A 17,805-nucleotide genomic window follows, 5' to 3' on the forward strand; every position below is an offset into this window, starting at 1 on the left:
AGTGAATAAGAACGCATTTCGAAACAATTCCATGCAATTTATTTCGAAAAACACGCTACTAGACAGTCCTGACGCCCGAACGATTGAAAAAGGCCGCCAGATGCGTATACAACGCACACCGCATAGGCTTGGCGCTAGCTATCGAACCATAGAGCAGACCTAGGCCCCGATGATTGCCCTTAAGAGCCGCAACCATCTGACGGGTACGCTGCGCTTCGAGCATATCATGCAAACGGGCCGAACGCTCTATTGAAGACACCCCATGGGGGCTCAGACACAAATTTTCGATGCAGGCAACCAGGCCGGCGTAGTAATACCGCTGGCAGACCAGCTTCAACTGATCGCCACCGCCCGCGACGGCAAGCGAGTCGGCAAGCCTGTCGAGCGCCCCGATATCATCAGAAAGCCTGGCAAACATCGTGGGGTCAAACGTCTCCGTAATCGACGGCGCCACTGCATGAAAACGGGCACGGCCACATCCCGAAACGCGCTTTGCCTGCGAAAGCGCGAACGTCAAAAAAGACACCGTGCGAAACGCATCGCCATGCGCAAGGCACGCCTCAAAGAGGGCGCGATCATATAGCACGCCGGAGGTCTGTCGGATTAAACCACAGGAAACCAATTGGGTCAGGCAAGCCGCCCGGTCCTCATCTTCAGAAACGGATGTCGCGTCCAAAACTCGGGAATGACGTTCGCGGTGAACATCGTAGCGATCGAGCGAAACAGAGGGAAACACGATGTCAGCAGAAGCGTCGCAGGAGCTTTCGACCATCTGCGAAAGGGACTGCGGCGCAAACCACTCATTGGCATTCATCGCAATGATCTGGGAGCCGCGCGAAGCCGCAAAGCCGGCACGCAGGCAGGCGCCAGGCACTGGGTCCTCAACATCAATCAAATCAATATGAATATCTCTGTCGGCAGCAACTTCGAGCGAATGGCGCACACCAGCTACCACGCCGCGGCAAACGACGACAATCTGCAAATCGTAGAGGTCTTGGTTCTGGACGCTCTCGAGAGCGCGCATCGCATAACTGGGCGAACCCTCAACAATCAGGATCACCGAAAGTCGCGGATGCGAACCACGTCGAACCAAGTTTTCCGTCCTCTCGACAGCTAGTAACAAACTGTCGTTCATGGTACACCCCGTCAATTAATACGGGCGGTCGTCCGCCGCGATGCACGTCAAGAACAGATGTTGCACACGCCCCGCCCACAGGCGCCGCACACAAAGATCGCCGTCAGGCAGTCTCATCCCTAATCGAGGACCACAAGCTCGGCGGGGTCGTAGTCCACGCCCATAAAGGTAAGACCGCATGCGGGCGCCGTAGGACCGGCAGCGGTGCGATCGCAGGCGTCAATTACCTCGCGCATCCACTCGGGATCGCGGCGATGCATGCCGATCTCGACAAGGGTGCCCACAATGGTTCGCACCATCGAATGCAAAAACGCATTGCCCTCGATGGTAAACGTGAGGATGTCCTCGCCAAAGGCGACCTCATGGCCAAACTCGGCACGCATTACGCAGCGGTGCGTAGGTTTGCCCACGGCAGAGGCGACCTTGCAAAAGCTCTTAAAGTCCTGCTCGCCCAAAAGCGCAGGGCAGGCGGCCGCCATCGCATCGACGTCGAGGGGATAGCGATGCCACCACACGGCACCGCGTGACAACACGGGCCGCGCATCACGGTCGGCAATGCGATAGGTGTACGTACGAGAGCGCGCGTCAAAACGTGCAGAAAAGCCCTTACGGGCCTTGTAGACCTCGTTTATGGCGATATCTTTGCCCAGGAGGGCATCCATAGCCCTCAGCCACCTACGGCGCGTATACGCAAGCTCAGCGTCCGTTACAGGCACGCTGATGTATTGGGCCACCGCATGAACGCCGGCATCGGTACGCCCCGCGCACGTCAGATCGATTGGGCGGCGCAGCAACGTCTCGATTGCACGGCGTAGCTCGCCCGCAACCGTCGTCTGGCCCGGCTGCTCGGCAAATCCGCTATAGGAGGAGCCATCGTAGGCCACGCGAAATACAAGGGCGGCGTCGAGCTCGGGGGTCGAATTGAAATTAGACGGCGCAGTCATGGGCGCTCCCAACAAACTAGCAACGGTATTGCGACAAAAAAAGAGGGGTACGCGAACGTACCCCTCGAATATAGCCTATGCAGACAGAATGTCTACTCAGCGGTCTCCTCAGCAGGAGCCTCCTCGACAGCCTCAACCTTCTTGGGAGCAGCGGCCTTCTTGGGGGCCGGAGCAGCCTTCTTGGCCTTAGGCGTGCAAGGCTCGGTGACGAGCTCCATGATAACGATAGGAGCGTTGTCGCCCTTACGGTTACCGAGCTTCATGATGCGGGTGTAACCGCCGTTGCGGTCCTGCCACATGCCCTGAGCAGCCTTGTCGAAGATCTCGGCAACGAGCTGCTTATCGCCGAGCTTGGCGATAGCCAGACGACGAGAGTGCAGGTCGCCCTTCTTGGCCCAGGTGATAATCGGGTCGACGACCGAACGCAGCGCCTTAGCGCGGGTCTCGGTGGTCTTGATGCGGTCGTTCTCGAAGAGGGCCTTAGCAAGGCTCTTCTTCATGGCCTTGGTGTGGCTCGCATCGGTGCCGAGCTTCAGGCCCTTCTTAACGTTGTGACGCATGGTCTAGTTTCTCCTCAAATATGCGAAGCATTAAGCCTTCAGGCTCAGGCCCATGGACTCAAGCTTGTCCTTCACTTCCTCGATCGACTTAACACCGAAGTTACGGATGTTGAGCAGATCGTTCTCCGAGAACTCAACGAGCTGACGGACCGAGTGAATGCTGGCGCGCTTAAGGCAGTTGTAGGAACGGACGGAAAGGTCCAGGTCCTCGATCTGCTTGTCCAGCTCGGCGTTGTCGTTGGTGACCTCGGGAGCGAAGATCGAAGCCTCCTCCTCGACCTCGGGGGTCTCGGCAAGGTTCATAAAGGCGGCCATATGCTGGTTGATGATATTGGCAGCCTGGACCACGGCGTCGCGCGGGGCGATGGAACCGTTGGTCTCGATCTCGAGGACAAGGCGGTCGTAGTCGGTATGCTGACCGACACGGCAAGCCTCAACGAGCTTGGCGCAACGGGACACCGGCGAGTACAGCGAGTCGACGTTGATCACACCGATGGGATCGTTGTCACGCTTGTTAGCCTCGCCAGAGACATAGCCGCGGCCATAGCCGATGCGCATGCTCATGGTGAGATGGCCACCCTCGGTGAGCGTAGCAATGTGCTGCTCGGGGTTGACCAGCTCAAACTCGGACGGAATAAAGAAGTCCGCACCGGTGACCTCGCAGGGGCCGTCAACCGAGATGGTGGCGGTCGCCTCGTCGGTCGTGCCGAGAGCCCTGAAGACGAGACCCTTGACATTCAGGACGATGTCGGTGACATCCTCGACCATGTTAGGGATGGTCATGAACTCGTGCTGCGCACCATCGATCTGAATGGCCTCGACGGCGGCACCCTCGAGCGAGGACAGAAGAACACGACGAAGCGAGTTACCCAGCGTATCGCCGTAGCCACGCTCGAGCGGCTCGACGGAGACACGAGCAGAGGTCTCGTTGATCTCTTCGACCTGAACCTGAGGCCTAATGAATTCTGACATGTATTACCTCCAGCCTCAGCAGCCCGGATGGACTACTTAGAGTAGAGCTCGACGATGAGCTGCTCGTTGATATCACCGCTGATCTGCTCACGCGTCGGCAGAGCGAGCACGTTACCAGACAGCTTCTCGATATCGACCTCGAGCCAGCCAGGGACCTCAAAGCGCTCGGAGGAAATCAGGGCCTCCTTGATGGGGAGGAGGTCACGGAACTTCTCGCCGACAGCGACGACGTCGCCGGCCTTGACGCGGTAAGACGGGATGTCCACGCGCTTGCCGTTCACGGTGAAGTGACCGTGACGGACGGACTGACGAGCCTCTTTGCGGGTGCGGGCGAAGCCAAGACGGAAGACGACGTTGTCGAGGCGAGACTCAAGGATGATCATGAGGTTCTCACCGGTGACGCCGTTCATCTTACGGGCCTTGTTGAAGTAGCCGTGGAACTGCTTCTCCAGAACGCCATAGATGAACTTGACCTTCTGCTTCTCACGCAGCTGCATGCCGTACTCAGATTCCTTGCGACGGCGCTTGGGCTGACGGATAGATTCCTTCTTGCTGCTGTAACCGAGCTCAGCGGGATCGATCCCGAGCTGACGGCAGCGCTTAAGAACAGGAGTCCTGTCGATTGCCATATTGATACGATCCTTTCAGTTACACGCGGCGACGCTTCTTGGGGCGGCAGCCGTTGTGCGGAATGGGGGTCTTGTCCTGGATGCTCGAGACCTCGAGGCCAGCAGCCTGGAGGGAGCGGATGGCGGTCTCACGACCGGAGCCGGGGCCCTTGACGAAGACGGAAACCTTCTTCATACCGTGCTCCATGGCCTGCTTGGCAGCAGCCTCGGCAGCCATCTGGGCAGCGAACGGCGTGGACTTACGGGAGCCCTTGAAGCCCACCTGGCCAGCCGACTTCCAGGAAATGACGTTGCCCTGGGGATCGGTGATCGAAACGATCGTGTTGTTGAACGTAGAACGAATGTGAGCCTGGCCCACGGAAATGTTCTTACGGTCCGCGCGCTTCAGACGGGCAGCGCGAACGTTCTTCTTAGCAGTAGCCATCTATCTAGCGCTCCTTATTTCTTCTTCTTAGCACCGATCTGACGCTTCGGGCCCTTGCGGGTACGAGCGTTAGTGTGGGTGCGCTGGCCGCGGACCGGGAGGCCCTTGCGGTGACGAAGGCCGCGGTTGCAGCCGATGTCCATAAGGCGCTTGACGTTCTGGTTGCGCTCACGGCGGAGGTCGCCCTCAACCATGATCTGATTCTTATCGATATAATCGCGGATGGCGTTAACCTCATCCTCGGTGAGGTCCTTAACGCGCGTGTCCACGTTAACGTTGCACTCGACGCAAATCTTCGTCGCAGTGGTGCGGCCGATGCCGTAAATGTAGGTCAGACCGATCTCAACGCGCTTCTCACGCGGGAGGTCGACACCATTAATACGGGCCAACGTAGTCTCCTCTCTTAACCCTGACGCTGCTTATGACGGGGGTTCTCGCAAATGACGAGGACCTTGCCGTGGCGCCTAATGATTTTGCACTTATCGCACATCTTCTTGACCGAAGGACGTACCTTCATCGTTCTTCCTTTCGGTAGCGCTCAAACTACTTCCCTACTATCTACTCGCCCAGCCGCAGGCGTTTAAAACTATGGCTGGTCTTCACACGCAAACCGACCGTAGGTTGAGCTAAGCCTGCAGTCGGAAAAGAGCGTGTATGCGTGTCGCTATTTATAGCGATAGGTGATGCGACCGCGGGTCAGGTCGTACGGGGAAAGCTCCACGACAACCCTGTCACCGGGGAGAATGCGGATGTAATTCATTCGGATCTTGCCAGAAATATTGCACAGAACCGAATGACCGTTCTCGAGCTCGACCTTAAACATGGCGTTGGGCAGCGGTTCCTTTACCGTACCCTCGAGCTCAATTGCGTCTTCCTTCTTCACAAGCAATCATCTTTCTCTAGAAAACGACAGCGATTGAATATTCTACAATACGCATGCACGTATCGTAATATCTTCGTAATGGCTCCACATCTAAGTGGAACTTGTTACATTTCTCCGCCTTGGAGGGAGCACCAAGCACCTTGGGCATCCGTGGTAAGAATCACCGGGCCGTCATTGGTAATGGCGACGGTGTTCTCGTAGTGCGCGGCGGGCAGGTGGTCGTTGGTCGTAACGATCCAACCATCGGAGCCAGTGCTCACATGATTGGAACCCATCGTAACCATCGGCTCGATGGCGATGACCATACCGGCCTGGAGGCGAACGCCCCTCCCCTTCTTTCCATAGTTAGGAACGTTGGGGTCCTCGTGCATCACGCGGCCAATGCCATGCCCCACGTAATCGCGAAGCACGCCGTAACCGTGAGACTCGGCGAGGGACTGAACGGCATACCCGACGTCCCCGATATGGTTACCGGGAACAGCCTGCTCGATGGCAGCCTTAAGGCAATCGCGCGTAACCTCGCACAGGGCCTTGGCCTCGGGCGTGGGGGTGCCGACGAAAAACGTCCAGGCGTTATCGCCGACCCAACCGTCGAGAACGGCTCCCGTATCGATGGAGATGATATCGCCATCGCGCAGGATCATATCGGGGTTGGGAATACCGTGAACCACGGCATCGTTGATTGATGCGCAAATGGTTCCGGGGAACCCGCCGTAACCCTTAAAGGCCGGGGTGCCGCCATGCATGCGGATAATCTGCTCGGCAAGCTGATCGAGTTCGAAGGTCGACACGCCGGGGCGAACCATGGCTCCAACGTGGCGGAGCGCCATCTTAGATAGCGCTCCTGCCTTCTTCATCTGCTCAATTTGCGTTGCAGACTTAATCTTGATCATAGACCGAGAGCCTCTTTGACATCCCCGTACACGGTCTCGCGAGCCTGGTCACCGTTGACCGACTTGAGCAGACCCTGGCCACGATAGTAGTCGACGAGCGGGCTCGTGGACTTCTCGTAGACGTCGAGACGGTTCTTGATGGTCTCGGGCTTGTCGTCGTCGCGCTGATACATCTCGCCGCCGCACTTGGGGCAGGTGGCATCGGCAGCCGTGCCGGTGTAACCGCAGGCGCGGCAGGTACGACGCGAAGACAGACGATCGATGATGACCTCGGGGGCCACATCGACCAGAAGGGCGCAGTCGATCTCGCGACCCATAGCGGAGAGCTCGGAATCGAGCGTCACGGCCTGGGCGGTGTTGCGCGGGAAGCCATCGAGGATGAAGCCCTGCTGGGCGTCATCGGCGGCAAGGCGCTCCTTGACAAGGTCGATCACGAGCTGGTCGGGAACGAGCTCGCCAGCGTCCATGTACTTCTTAGCCTGAATACCAAGCTCGGTGCCACCCTTGACGGCAGCACGCAGCAGGTCGCCCGTGGAAATGTGAGCGACGCCAAACTCGGCGACGAGCTCCTGTGCGACGGTGCCCTTACCGGCACCCGGAGCTCCGAGCAATACGAGGTTCATGAGCAATCCTCCTCTAGCCTATTTAAAGAATCCATCGTAATCATACATCTTGATCTGGCCTTCGAGCTTATCGACCGTGTCGAGCACGACGCCGACCATGATGAGGATGGACGTGCCGCCAAACGCCTGGATCAGATGGTTACCCGTGAAGGAGAAGATGATCGAAGGCACGATGGCGATGAGCGCCAAAAAGACAGCGCTGGGAAGCGTGATCTTGTTGAGCGCGTTCTTGATGTAGGCCGCGGTAGCCCTACCCGGACGGACGCCCGGAATAAAGCCGCCCTGCTTCTTAAGGTTGTCGGCCGTGTCATCGGGGTTGAACACCATGGAGGTGTAGAAGTACGCGAAGAACACGATGAGGACAACATTAAGCACCCAGTTGAGCCAACCGGTCGAAAGCGCTGAGGCAACTGCCTGGATCCAGCCGATGCCGGGGAAGAACACGGCAATCTGGGCCGGGAAGTACAGCAGCGCCGAAGCGAAGATGATCGGCACGACACCCGCGGTGTTGACCTTGATGGGCAGGTAGGTGGTCTGGCCACCCATCATGCGACGGCCCACGACGCGCTTAGCGTAGGAGACCGGAATGCGGCGCTGGCCGCGCTCAAGGAAAACAATCAGCGGGATAACCAGCAAGATGATGGCGCAGATGATCACCATGGTGATGATGCCACCGGCATTGCCCTCGGTGCTGGAGAAGATCGCCTGCGGCAGGCCGGCCATGATGTTCGCGAAGATGATCAGCGACATGCCATTGCCGATACCGCGCTGGGTGATGAGCTCACCAATCCACATGATCAGCATGGCGCCCGCGGTGAGCGTGCCGACGATCATGAGGTCGAAGATGATCTCGGGAGCGCCGGCGCCAGTAAAGCTGATGCCGAAGCTCTTAAAGAGGAAGAGGTAACCCACGGAGTTGAGGATTGCCAGAGCCAGGGTGAGGTAACGCGAATACTGCGTAATCTTGGTCTGACCGACCTCGCCCTCGCGGGCAAGCTCATGCAGGGAAGGCACAACGGCCTGGAGCATCTGGAGGATGATCGAGCTGGTGATGTAAGGCATGATGCCCAGGGAGAACACCGAAACATAGCTCAACGCGCCACCAGAGAAAAGATTCAGGAGGGCCATAGCACCTGCGGCGACCGAATTGTTATCGGTCGAGAAAAGGCCCAGCATCCCCTGGAAGGGAATGCCGGGCACAGGAACGTGCGCACCAATGCGGTACACGACGAGCATAGCTATGGTAAAAAGAATCTTTTCGCGCAATTCTTTGATGCGGAAAGCATTCTTAAGACCATTTAGCACGGCAGCTCGACCTTTCCGCCGGCGGCCTCGATCTTGGCCTGCGCAGAAGCGCTGACCTTGTCGACCTTGACCGTGAACTTCTTGGTGAGCTCACCATTGCCGAGCACCTTGACGGGCTCGAACTCGCTCTTGGTGATGCGAGCGGCCTTAAGAGCGGCACCGTCGATCACAGCGCCGTCCTCGAACTTGCGCTCGAGACGCTCAACGTTAACAGCGGTGTACTCGATACGACGGGGGTTGCGGAAGCCCGGAAGCTTGGGCAGGCGCATAGCCAGCGGAGTCTGGCCACCCTCGAAGCCGGCACCCTTGGTGCCGCCAGAGCGGGAACCCTGGCCCTTCTGACCGCGGCCAGAAGTGGTGCCGTGACCCGAAGAATTGCCACGGCCGACGCGCTTGCGGTTCTTGGTGGAACCGGGCGCGGGAGTAAGATCGTGAAGCTGCATTTGCTACTCCTCTACAATCTCGACAAGGTGCTTGACCTTGAAGATCATGCCGCGGACGGACTCGTTGTCAGCAATCTCGCGAACCTCGCGGATCCTGTGGAGACCGAGGGCACGGACAGTACGGACCTGGTCCTGCTTGCAACCATTGGTGCTGCGGACCTGCTTGATCTTGATGGTGTCAGCCATGCTTAGTTCTCCTTACCGACGAACATCTCGGAGACCGTCAGGCCACGGCGAGCCGCGACGTCCTCAGGGCTGGAGAGCTCCTTGAGGCCCTCGACGGCAGCCTTGATGATGTTGAGGCCGTTGTCGGTACCGAGGGACTTGGACAGGACGTTCTTGATGCCAGCAAGCTCGAAGAGGGGACGCACAGCGCCGCCGGCGATAACGCCGGTACCCTCGACAGCGGGCTTGATGATGATGCGGCCGGCACCAAAGTGACCGAGAACCTCGTGCGGAATGGTGCCCTGCTCGGTCACCGGCACGTGGAACATGTTCTTCTTGGCATCGAGAGACGCCTTGGAGATGGCCATGGGCACCTCAGCGGACTTGCCCATGCCAACGCCGACGTTGCCCTTGCCGTCGCCAACGACGACGAGAGCGACGAGGCTCATGCGACGACCACCCTTGACGGTCTTCGACACGCGGTTGATGTAAACGACGCGCTCCTCGAACTCGGAGGCCTCGCGCTGCTGCTTCTGATTACGAGCCATGTGCTACATACCTCCTAGAACTCGAGACCGGCGGCACGAGCACCGTCGGCGAGGGCCTTGACGCGGCCATGGTAGATACGGCCACCACGATCGAAAGCGACCTTGGTGATGCCGGCCTCGATGGCACGCTTGCCAACGAGCTGACCGACCTTCTCCGCAGCCTCCTTGTTCGAGGTGTGGGTGCCCTTGAACTCGGCCTCGAGGGTCGAGGCGGAGACGAGCGTCAGGCTGGAGCCCTTGCTGTCGTCGATGATCTGGGCATAGATGTTGGCGTTAGTACGGGTCACGCGAAGACGCGGACGCTCGGCGGTACCCGAGACCTTGCCGCGAACACGACGCTGACGACGCTTGAGGCCTTCCAGCTTCGCCTTATGCTTGTTCATACGTAAACTCCTAAAAAGGTTGATCTTGCCAGCACCTAACGGGGTGCTGGTCTTATGCGAGTGAGTCAGTTACGACTACTTGGCGGCCTTACCCAGCTTGCGGCGGATGTGCTCGCCAACATAGTGGATACCCTTGCCCTTGTAAGGCTCGGGAGGACGATGGCCGCGGATCTCAGCGGCGATCTGACCGACCTGCTGCTTGTTGATACCCTTGACGTTCACGTGGGTGTTGTCGGGAACCTCGAAGGTGATGCCCTCGGGAGCCTCGACGATCACGGGGTGCGAGAAGCCCAGGGAGAACTCTAGGTTCTTGCCCTTCTGCTGCACGCGGTAACCGACGCCGGCGAGCTCGAGCTTCTTCTCGAAGCCCTCGGAAACGCCAACAACCATGTTGTGGATGAGGGCGCGGGTGAGGCCGTGGCGGGCACGGGTCTCACGCTCGTCGTCGGGACGGGAAACGGTGAGGACGTTGTCCTCGACGTTGATAGCGAGCTTCTCAAAGACATCGAGCTCGAGCTGGCCCTTGGGGCCCTTGACGACAACGTTGTTGCCGTTGACTGCCACTTCGACTCCGGCGGGAATCTGGACAGGCTTATTACCGATACGAGACACGGTGATCTCCTTTCCTTCTACCTACCGAGCGAATTACCAGACGAAAGCGATGATCTCGCCGCCGACGTTGTGCTTGCGAGCATCGCGGTCGGTCATAACGCCATGGCTGGTGGAAATAATGGCGGTACCAAGGCCACCGCGGACGCGGGGCATGTCGGCAACGCCGGTGTACTTACGCAGGCCCGGCTTGGAAATGCGGCGGATGCCGTTGATGACCTTAGCCTTCTTGGGACCATACTTAAGCGTGATGTGCAGAGTCTTCTGGGGCACGGTGTCCTCGACATCGTAGCCCTCGATGTAGCCCTCCTCGTGCAGAACACGAGCGATCTCGACGAGCTTCTTGCTGCTCGGCATGGAGACCGTGGCCTTGTTCACAGAGTTAGCGTTACGGATGCGCGTAAGCATATCTGCGATCGGGTCTGTAAGGTTCATACAGATTCTCCTTCGTTCTTGATGAACACGTGCTCTTGGTTCTTCGCCGCCCTTAACGGCAAAGCCTAACTAGCGCGTTTTCCCTGTCTCAAACTGATGCTTGAAACGCTGGTAGTGACTTACCAGCTGGCCTTCTTAACGCCGGGAAGCTCGCCCTTGAGTGCAAGCTCGCGGAAGCAGACACGGCACAGGCCGAACTTGCGGTACACAGAGTGCGGACGGCCGCAGCGCTGGCAGCGCGTGTACTCACGAGTAGAGAACTTCTGCTTGCGATTGCACTTGACGATCATCGATGTCTTAGCCACTTATATCCTCCTCACATAGAGTATTGTTCGCCCCAAGCGCCGCCCCCTTGTGAGAACGGCGCTTATAGGGCAGGTGAACCTATTTCTTGAACGGGAAACCGAAGGCGTCCAGAAGGGCCTTGGCCTCCTCATCGGTGTTGGCGGTGGTCACGAAAGTGATGTCCATACCACGCTGGTGATCGACGGAGTCGAAGTCGATCTCGGGGAAGATGAGCTGCTCGGTGACGCCCATGGAGAAGTTACCACGGCCGTCGAAGCTCTTGGGGGAGATGCCGCGGAAGTCGCGGATACGGGGGATCGCGACGGAGGTCAGACGATCGAAGAACTCCCACATACGGTCGCCACGCAGGGTAACCTTGCAGCCGATCGGCATACCAGCGCGCAGGCGGAAGGTAGCGATGGACTTGCGGGCACGGGTGATCATCGGCTGCTGGCCGGTGATGGCGCGCAGGTCGCGCACGGCACCGTCGATGGCCTTGGAATCGGTAGCGGCCTCGCCGACACCCATGTTCACGACGATCTTCTCAAACTTGGGGATCATCATGACGTTCTCGTACTGGAACTTTTCCTGAAGCTGGTGCTTGACCTCGTTGTTGTACTTGGTCTTCAGACGCGGCACATACTTCTCTTCTGCCATTGTTCACTCCTTCTTGGGGTTTTAAGCACGGGGCGTGGCCACGGTGGGTTGTCCTCGTGCCTCCTGGCTGCATCCGCGCCGCTCATGGCATTTCGCGGTTTGGACTCGACGCAGCAGGAGCCGACAAAACAATCGGTACTATACGCGCATCGGGAGCGTATTTCCAGAAAAACCTCGTCTGCCTGCACAACTCCACAACTCCCCCGCACAAATGGGTCCCAAAAAGCAGTTGCGGTGAAATAGGGACTGTTTGGCGGCCTAACAGGCTTAAACAATCCGTATTTCACCGCAACTCATATATGGGGCGTTATTTTTGGCGAGGCAGGACTAGGTTGAGGACGACGGCGACAAGTGCGGCGACGGCAATTGAGGAGCCGCCAAAGACGGTGCCGACCCACGCCGGGAATCCCGCGCCGGCAAGCGCGCCGGCCGTGTGCTCGATACCCGTGCCAAAGGCGATAGAGAGACCCATGAGCGTGGTATCGCGCTGAGACAGGCCGTGGCGGGCAAACATGACCACGCCATTCATGCCGATGGTCGCGAACACGCCAATGGTGGCGCCGCCGATTACCGGCTGCGGAATGGACGTGAGCACTGCCGCGCACTTGGGCAGCAGGCCCGCGATGAGCAAGATGGCGGCGGCAAGCGTAAAGACCATGCGGTTGACGACCTTGTTCTCGGCGATAATGCCCACATTCTGGCCAAAGGTTGCCGTGGGGACGCCGCCCAAAAAGCCCGACAGCATACCGACCAGGCCGTTGGCGATCAGGCCACCCGAGATCTGGCTATCGGTCGCAGGGGTATCGAGCGCAGCGGACGACACAGCGGCAAACTCGCCCATGACCTGCACGGCGTTAACAATGGCAACAACGCCCACGACGGCGCACGCGGCCGGGTCGAACACCAGACGATGAGCTCCAAGTGCCGGCGGAGCAAACCAGCTGGCGGTCGCGATGGCCGAGAAATCGACCATTCCCAGCACCGCAGCCAAAACAAAGCCCGCGCAGATGCCGGCCAGGATGCTGCCCAGCCTGAGCGCGCCCTTGCCATAGTTGCCGGCCATAAAGGTGACGACAAACGTCACGAGCGCGACGGCCCAGTTGGTGACGCTGCCAAAATCGGCAGCGCCCTCCCCGCCCGCCATAGAAGCCACAGCGACCGGGCACAGAGACAGGCCGATCACAAAGATGACGGTGCCGAGCACCGGGGCCGGAAACAGAAAGCTTACGCGCTTAAACAGCAGGCCGAAAAGCACGACGAGCGCGCCGCCGATAACTTGAGCGCCCAGCACGGCCTCGAAGCCGAGCTCAAGGCCGACTGCCTTGAGTGCCGGCACAAAGGTAAAGCTCGCGCCCATCACGATGGGCAGGCCCGAACCAACGATGCCTTTTATGGGGAACTGTTGAAGGAAAATGTCGAGCGCCGAGAGAACCAGCGATGCCTGAATGACGGCGGCTTCCTCTTGAGGGGTAAAGCCGCAGACCGACGCAATGATGATAGCGGGCGTGACGATGCCCGCGAACGCCGCCAGCACATGTTGCAATGCATGGGGCAATACCTGCACAAACGATACTTTTCCCGTACGCTCGAACAGGGCATCCCCTGCTGCCGACTCTACCATTTGCGCCTCCCATACCCTAGGCAGCGGCCCTATGCCGCTCAACGGTCGGACATTATAGGGCATATGACACAGGTAGCATTTTGGCCCGCATGCGACAGAGGGCCGGGGCAGCTCATTTGGGATGCGATTAGCGCTTGCGGGGGACGAGTTTGGTGCGGCGCAGGTGGATCATCTCGGCGGCGATGGAGATGGCGATCTCCTCGGGGTCCTCGGCCTGAATGGCAACGCCGATCGGCAGGTGCAGCTCGTCGATCTGCTCCTGCGTAAAGCCCTCCTGCTCCAGGCGGGCGCGCACAAAGGCCGTCTTGCGACGCGATCCCAGGCAGCCTAGGTAGGCAGGCTTGGCGCGCATGGCCTGAATCACCACGTCGATATCGGACTTGTGACCCGCCGTGGCGACGACCACCAGGTCGCGCGGGCCGATGGGGCACTGCTTGATTAGGTTCTTGTAGTCGACCAGACAACGGTCGTAGACACCGGGCACCCATTCGGGGGTCAGCGTGCCGGGGCGGTCGTCGCAAACCGCGACGGCAAAGCCCGCCGCCGTGAGCACCCGCGCCGTCGCAGCGCCCACGTGGCCGCAGCCAAAGATATAGGTCAGGCCCTCGGGACAGAGCGTCTCGATGTGCGCCGCGGGAATCTCGGAGGCCGCGTTGGTGTAGGTGACCCTACTCCCCTCCTCCACCAGCGAAAGCCCGGGGCAGCCCGCAATGGTGCGGCGCGATTCCTCACCATGGTACTCGGCCACATCGCCCTCGAGCGCGCTCGCGATAAACGGCTCAAAGTCGATGACGAAGTCGCCGATGCGCCGATAGGCCAAGACGTCGGCAATTTCCTGGAACAACGGTGCCTGGGTTGCATCCAGATGCAGGTAGCACAGGCAGATGGCTCCGCCGCAGATCATGCCGGTATCGGAGTTCTCGCCGCCCATGGTGTAGCGGACCAGACGCGACTGTCCCGCGCTCAGGAGCTCGCGCGCCTCATCCTGCGCAAAGAGCTCAATCTTGCCGCCGCCGATAGTGCCCGCCTGGCCACCGTCGGCAAAGACGGCCATCCAGGCGCCCACGCCGCGCGGCGACGACCCCGCCGTGCCGGCCACGACCACGAGCTCGCACGTCTCGCCAGCACGCAGGGCGGCAAGCGCAGCATTCACCACATCGAGCTTTTCCATTGCAATTTCCTATCCCTGGAATACACCGGTGAGCATGGCGAGTGCCTCGAGCACACCGCCGCCGACCGACGTCGCCTTGTCCGAAATGTAGTTGATATAGCTGGCATCGCCGCGCGGATCGACATCGGCGCATTTAAAGCCCTCAGTCACCTGCACGCCGTTCGCCAAAAGCCCGCGCAGACAGCCATCGATCTGCGTGCACATGGGCGAATCGCCCGCGTAGCCAATCACGTCTCCGGCGCTCACGATGTCGCCGATCGCGCGGTCGGACCGAAACACGCCGGCGGCGGGGCTGTGGATAACGCGCTCTCTGCCATAGCCAGCGATAATGCCCGGCACGCCCGTGTTGGGTTGGGGCGAACCCTGGGTAATGACACGGCCCAGGAAATGCCCGCGCATGGTTTCGACCACGGCGTCGCAGTCAACCGGCGCGGTAAAGCCCGGCCCCACGGCGATGACGGCAGGCGCCATGTCGCGCGTGGTACCCAGGTTGCGCTTAGCCAGAATCGCGTCGACCACGGCAGCGGGTTTCAGCTCGCCGAGCATCTTGGCCTGGGGGTCCACCACAACGGCGACGTCTCCAGCCTCGGTAATTGCAAGCGCCTCTGCCGGCGTCTGTGCCAAGCGGGCGCGAATGCCCTCGACCTCGACCTCGCCCAAGCGAATGGCCTCGCAAAAACTGATTGTGCGACGGATGCACGTGGGGACCGCGATATCGGCCATAACGACCGACACGCCGGCGCGCACCAAACGGGCAGCGACACCCGTGGCGATATCGCCGGCGCCGCGAACATAAACGAGCATTCCCGGGGCACCTCCCTGTGCTACGGTTTGAGCAGAGCAAAAGCGGTTCGACCGCTACTCTGATGATTATTTATTATCACAGTATTATACGGCGGTGAACAGATGGAAACGGTTAGCGGCAATCTTGCCTCGGCGCTCAGGATCAAACCGGGCATTACCGCGATTATCGGCAGCGGTGGCAAGTCGACCTTGCTAAAGACGCTCGGCCTTGAGCTTATGCGCGCTGGCGGCCGCGTGCTCCTCTGCACCACCACGCACATGTTTCCCGTCGCCGGCGTGCCGTGGGACGGGTCGAGCCGTCGTCTGGACGCCGCACCCTGGAAACCGGGCGCCCTGCATGTTCCCGGCTGCACCTGCGAGGCCTGCGCGGGCATGAGCCGCGGAAGTATCTGCCAGGCGGGTGTTTTGGACCCGGAGACGGGCAAGCTCTCCGCCCCCGCCGAGCTGGCGCAGCGCTTTGACTACGTCCTGGCCGAGGCGGACGGCAGCAAGCGGCTCCCGCTCAAGGCGCACGCCCCGTGGGAGCCGGTAATTCCCTCTGGCACGGCCAACATCGTCTGGATCGTCGGCGCCTCAGGGCTCGGCAAGCCCATCAACGAAGCCGTCCACCGCCCCGAGCTCTTCTGCGAGCGCTGCGGCTGCGAGCCCACCGACATCACCACGCCCGAGCGCGTCGCCCAGGTGCTCAATTCCGAGATGCAGGCGCTGGGACTCAGCACCGCACGCGTCATGCTCAACCAAGTCGACACGCTCAACGACCCCACGATGGCCGACCGCTTTGAGGCAGCTCTCGACCGCCCCATCGTCGCCACCAGCCTCAAATAGCCGGCGCTGCCCCAGCAGACCTATAAGTTGCGGTGGAATAGTTCCTGAAACGGCCTATTTGGCGGCTAAACAGGAACTATTTCACCGCAACTGCGAAGGGAATCCGGCGCCCTTCTTGTTAGCGGGGGACGTAGCGGCCGGGTTGGGCTCCGGTGGGCTCGCCATCGCACGCGGCCAGCACGCCGTTGACGAAGACGGCCTTGGCGCGGCCATGTGCCTCAAAGCCCTCGAGCGGCGTGTAGTCCACAGCCTGATGCTGCGTCGCAGCGCTAATGGTCCAGCGCGCCTTGGGATCCCACACGCACACATCGGCATCGGAGCCCTCGGCAAGACATCCCTTGCGCGGATACATGCCAAAGACGCGCGCCGGGTTCTCGCTCATCAAGCGGCACAGATCCTCGGGGCCCAGCTGTCCCTCAAAGCTCGTAGCGATCGCGACGGGGCGATGCTCCACACCGGGCCCGCCGTTGGGAATCGCGCGGAAGTCGTCGCGTCCGCGGTCCTTTTGCCCGTGTAGGTTAAAGCTGCAGTGGTCGGTCGCAATCGTATCGATCTCGCCTGCCACAAGTGCCTCGCGCAGTGCCGCACGGTCGCCGGCATGGCGCAGCGGCGGGCTCATCACATACTTGGCACCCGCAAAGCCGTCCTCGCCCTGCTCCAAGTAGCAAGTATCGTCGAGCATCAGATACTGAGGGCAGGTCTCGACATAGATATTCTTCTGCCCGCGCGCCTTGGCGGCACGGATGGCCTCGAGCCCCAGCTTGGTCGAAAGATGCACCACGTTGACCGGTGCGTCGCCGGCCAGGTGCGCCAGATATAGCAGACGGCTCACTGCCTCGGCCTCGCACACATCCGGACGGCTGAGCGCATGGCCCTCGGGCCCGTGGATACCCTGCTCAAACACGCGCTTCTGCAGCCCATTCACCAGCGTGCCGTTCTCGCAATGCACGCACAGTATGCCGCCAATATACTTGAGCTCCTCGAGCACCTCGAGCGTCTCGGCATCGTCCAGGCGCAAATGATCGTAGGCAAAGTAGGTCTTGAACGACGACACGCCCGCCTCGCGCATGGCCGAGAGATCGGCGCGGTTGCGCTCGTTCCACTCGGCGAGTGCCATATGAAAGGCGTAGTTGGCCGTGCAGGTTCCGTCGGCGCGGTGATGCCACTCGGCCAAGGCATCGGGCATGGTCACGCCGCGATCGGCCGTCGCGTAGTCCACGATGGTCGTCGTGCCGCCGCAGGCGGCCGCGCGCGTGCCGGTCTCAAAGCTATCGGCCGTCCAATCCATGCCAGTCCAGCACTGCATGTGCGTGTGGGCGTCGATAAAGCCGGGGAACACCCAGCAGTCCGTGGCGTCCTGGACGGTATCGCCCTCGCCCGGCTCAATCGCCGCGGCGATCCGCACGATCTTATCGCCATCCATGGCAAGATCGGCGCGGCGAAGCCCCTGTGGCGTCACGAGCGCGCCGTTTTTGATGATGATCATAATTG

Annotated in this window: 25 protein-coding genes; 1 reads left to right on the forward strand and 24 read right to left on the reverse strand. The window is 60.4% G+C overall.

What is annotated here, in order from left to right:
- Positions 1–58: 58 nt before the first annotated feature.
- The 23 genes from ABCP74_RS02635 to yqeB all read right to left on the reverse strand — a co-directional run bounded on the left by ABCP74_RS02635 (position 59) and on the right by yqeB (position 15,489).
- A complete protein-coding gene (locus ABCP74_RS02635) occupies positions 59–1,135 on the reverse strand; it encodes a glycosyltransferase (protein ID WP_343000639.1) in 1,077 nt (358 codons plus the stop codon).
- Positions 1,136–1,254: 119 nt separating this feature from the next.
- Positions 1,255–2,079 (reverse strand): tRNA pseudouridine(38-40) synthase TruA, encoded by an 825-nt coding sequence (gene truA / locus ABCP74_RS02640; RefSeq protein ID WP_343000638.1) that lies wholly within the window; start codon positions 2,077–2,079, stop codon positions 1,255–1,257.
- A gap of 92 nt (positions 2,080–2,171) precedes the next feature.
- Complete coding sequence (rplQ, locus tag ABCP74_RS02645; RefSeq protein WP_006235277.1) at positions 2,172–2,639, reverse strand: 50S ribosomal protein L17; 468 nt, start codon at positions 2,637–2,639, stop codon at positions 2,172–2,174.
- A gap of 30 nt (positions 2,640–2,669) precedes the next feature.
- Positions 2,670–3,611, reverse strand: a complete 942-nt coding sequence (locus tag ABCP74_RS02650) for a DNA-directed RNA polymerase subunit alpha (RefSeq protein ID WP_195246761.1) — start codon at positions 3,609–3,611, stop codon at positions 2,670–2,672.
- 32 nt (positions 3,612–3,643) lie between these two features.
- The gene (gene rpsD / locus ABCP74_RS02655) at positions 3,644–4,240 is read right to left on the reverse strand and encodes a 30S ribosomal protein S4 (protein WP_006235275.1); all 597 of its coding nucleotides are present in this window, start codon (positions 4,238–4,240) and stop codon (positions 3,644–3,646) included.
- A gap of 19 nt (positions 4,241–4,259) precedes the next feature.
- Positions 4,260–4,664 (reverse strand): 30S ribosomal protein S11, encoded by a 405-nt coding sequence (gene rpsK, locus ABCP74_RS02660; RefSeq protein WP_006235274.1) that lies wholly within the window; start codon positions 4,662–4,664, stop codon positions 4,260–4,262.
- Between the two features lie 14 nt (positions 4,665–4,678).
- Positions 4,679–5,053 carry a 30S ribosomal protein S13 gene (gene rpsM / locus ABCP74_RS02665; RefSeq protein WP_022094275.1) on the reverse strand — a complete coding sequence of 125 codons (375 nt, stop codon included), beginning with the start codon at positions 5,051–5,053 and terminating at the stop codon, positions 4,679–4,681.
- 14 nt (positions 5,054–5,067) lie between these two features.
- Positions 5,068–5,181: a 50S ribosomal protein L36 gene (gene rpmJ, locus ABCP74_RS02670; protein ID WP_006363204.1), complete on the reverse strand. Its 114-nt coding sequence runs from the start codon at positions 5,179–5,181 to the stop codon at positions 5,068–5,070.
- Between the two features lie 147 nt (positions 5,182–5,328).
- Positions 5,329–5,547, reverse strand: coding sequence for a translation initiation factor IF-1 (gene infA / locus ABCP74_RS02675; protein WP_035137443.1), 219 nt, complete (start codon positions 5,545–5,547; stop codon positions 5,329–5,331).
- 104 nt (positions 5,548–5,651) lie between these two features.
- Positions 5,652–6,440, reverse strand: coding sequence for a type I methionyl aminopeptidase (gene map, locus ABCP74_RS02680; RefSeq protein WP_343000637.1), 789 nt, complete (start codon positions 6,438–6,440; stop codon positions 5,652–5,654).
- Positions 6,437–7,063: an adenylate kinase gene (locus ABCP74_RS02685; protein WP_006235269.1), complete on the reverse strand. Its 627-nt coding sequence runs from the start codon at positions 7,061–7,063 to the stop codon at positions 6,437–6,439. Before ABCP74_RS02685 ends, map begins: the two co-directional genes overlap by 4 nt.
- 18 nt (positions 7,064–7,081) lie before the next feature.
- Positions 7,082–8,368, reverse strand: a complete 1,287-nt coding sequence (gene secY, locus ABCP74_RS02690) for a preprotein translocase subunit SecY (RefSeq protein WP_117775826.1) — start codon at positions 8,366–8,368, stop codon at positions 7,082–7,084.
- Positions 8,362–8,811, reverse strand: coding sequence for a 50S ribosomal protein L15 (gene rplO, locus ABCP74_RS02695; protein ID WP_006235267.1), 450 nt, complete (start codon positions 8,809–8,811; stop codon positions 8,362–8,364). Before rplO ends, secY begins: the two co-directional genes overlap by 7 nt.
- A gap of 3 nt (positions 8,812–8,814) precedes the next feature.
- The gene (gene rpmD / locus ABCP74_RS02700; RefSeq protein ID WP_006235266.1) at positions 8,815–8,997 is read right to left on the reverse strand and encodes a 50S ribosomal protein L30; all 183 of its coding nucleotides are present in this window, start codon (positions 8,995–8,997) and stop codon (positions 8,815–8,817) included.
- A gap of 2 nt (positions 8,998–8,999) precedes the next feature.
- A complete protein-coding gene (rpsE, locus tag ABCP74_RS02705; RefSeq protein WP_006235265.1) occupies positions 9,000–9,524 on the reverse strand; it encodes a 30S ribosomal protein S5 in 525 nt (174 codons plus the stop codon).
- Positions 9,525–9,538: 14 nt separating this feature from the next.
- Positions 9,539–9,907: a 50S ribosomal protein L18 gene (gene rplR / locus ABCP74_RS02710; RefSeq protein WP_055252235.1), complete on the reverse strand. Its 369-nt coding sequence runs from the start codon at positions 9,905–9,907 to the stop codon at positions 9,539–9,541.
- A 75-nt stretch (positions 9,908–9,982) separates the two neighbouring features.
- Positions 9,983–10,519: a 50S ribosomal protein L6 gene (gene rplF, locus ABCP74_RS02715; RefSeq protein WP_006235263.1), complete on the reverse strand. Its 537-nt coding sequence runs from the start codon at positions 10,517–10,519 to the stop codon at positions 9,983–9,985.
- 33 nt (positions 10,520–10,552) lie between these two features.
- The gene (rpsH, locus tag ABCP74_RS02720; RefSeq protein ID WP_215694729.1) at positions 10,553–10,951 is read right to left on the reverse strand and encodes a 30S ribosomal protein S8; all 399 of its coding nucleotides are present in this window, start codon (positions 10,949–10,951) and stop codon (positions 10,553–10,555) included.
- 119 nt (positions 10,952–11,070) lie between these two features.
- Positions 11,071–11,256 carry a type Z 30S ribosomal protein S14 gene (locus tag ABCP74_RS02725; protein WP_022094280.1) on the reverse strand — a complete coding sequence of 62 codons (186 nt, stop codon included), beginning with the start codon at positions 11,254–11,256 and terminating at the stop codon, positions 11,071–11,073.
- A 79-nt stretch (positions 11,257–11,335) separates the two neighbouring features.
- Positions 11,336–11,893: a 50S ribosomal protein L5 gene (gene rplE / locus ABCP74_RS02730; protein ID WP_343000636.1), complete on the reverse strand. Its 558-nt coding sequence runs from the start codon at positions 11,891–11,893 to the stop codon at positions 11,336–11,338.
- A gap of 307 nt (positions 11,894–12,200) precedes the next feature.
- Positions 12,201–13,514 (reverse strand): uracil-xanthine permease family protein, encoded by a 1,314-nt coding sequence (locus ABCP74_RS02735; RefSeq protein ID WP_343000635.1) that lies wholly within the window; start codon positions 13,512–13,514, stop codon positions 12,201–12,203.
- Between the two features lie 127 nt (positions 13,515–13,641).
- The gene (locus ABCP74_RS02740) at positions 13,642–14,685 is read right to left on the reverse strand and encodes an XdhC family protein (protein ID WP_343000634.1); all 1,044 of its coding nucleotides are present in this window, start codon (positions 14,683–14,685) and stop codon (positions 13,642–13,644) included.
- A gap of 9 nt (positions 14,686–14,694) precedes the next feature.
- Entirely contained in the window at positions 14,695–15,489 is a 795-nt protein-coding gene (yqeB, locus tag ABCP74_RS02745) for a selenium-dependent molybdenum cofactor biosynthesis protein YqeB (protein ID WP_217750840.1), read from the reverse strand.
- A gap of 102 nt (positions 15,490–15,591) precedes the next feature.
- Between yqeB and yqeC the strand changes: the two genes are divergently transcribed.
- A complete protein-coding gene (gene yqeC, locus ABCP74_RS02750; protein ID WP_343000633.1) occupies positions 15,592–16,314 on the forward strand; it encodes a selenium cofactor biosynthesis protein YqeC in 723 nt (240 codons plus the stop codon).
- Positions 16,315–16,432: 118 nt separating this feature from the next.
- Here the strand turns inward: yqeC and hydA are convergent, their stop codons facing one another.
- The gene (gene hydA, locus ABCP74_RS02755; protein ID WP_343000632.1) at positions 16,433–17,800 is read right to left on the reverse strand and encodes a dihydropyrimidinase; all 1,368 of its coding nucleotides are present in this window, start codon (positions 17,798–17,800) and stop codon (positions 16,433–16,435) included.
- Between the last annotated feature and the right edge of the window lie 5 nt (positions 17,801–17,805).

It is taken from the genome of Collinsella aerofaciens (assembly GCF_039062315.1).
GTDB lineage: Bacteria > Actinomycetota > Coriobacteriia > Coriobacteriales > Coriobacteriaceae > Collinsella > Collinsella aerofaciens_BG.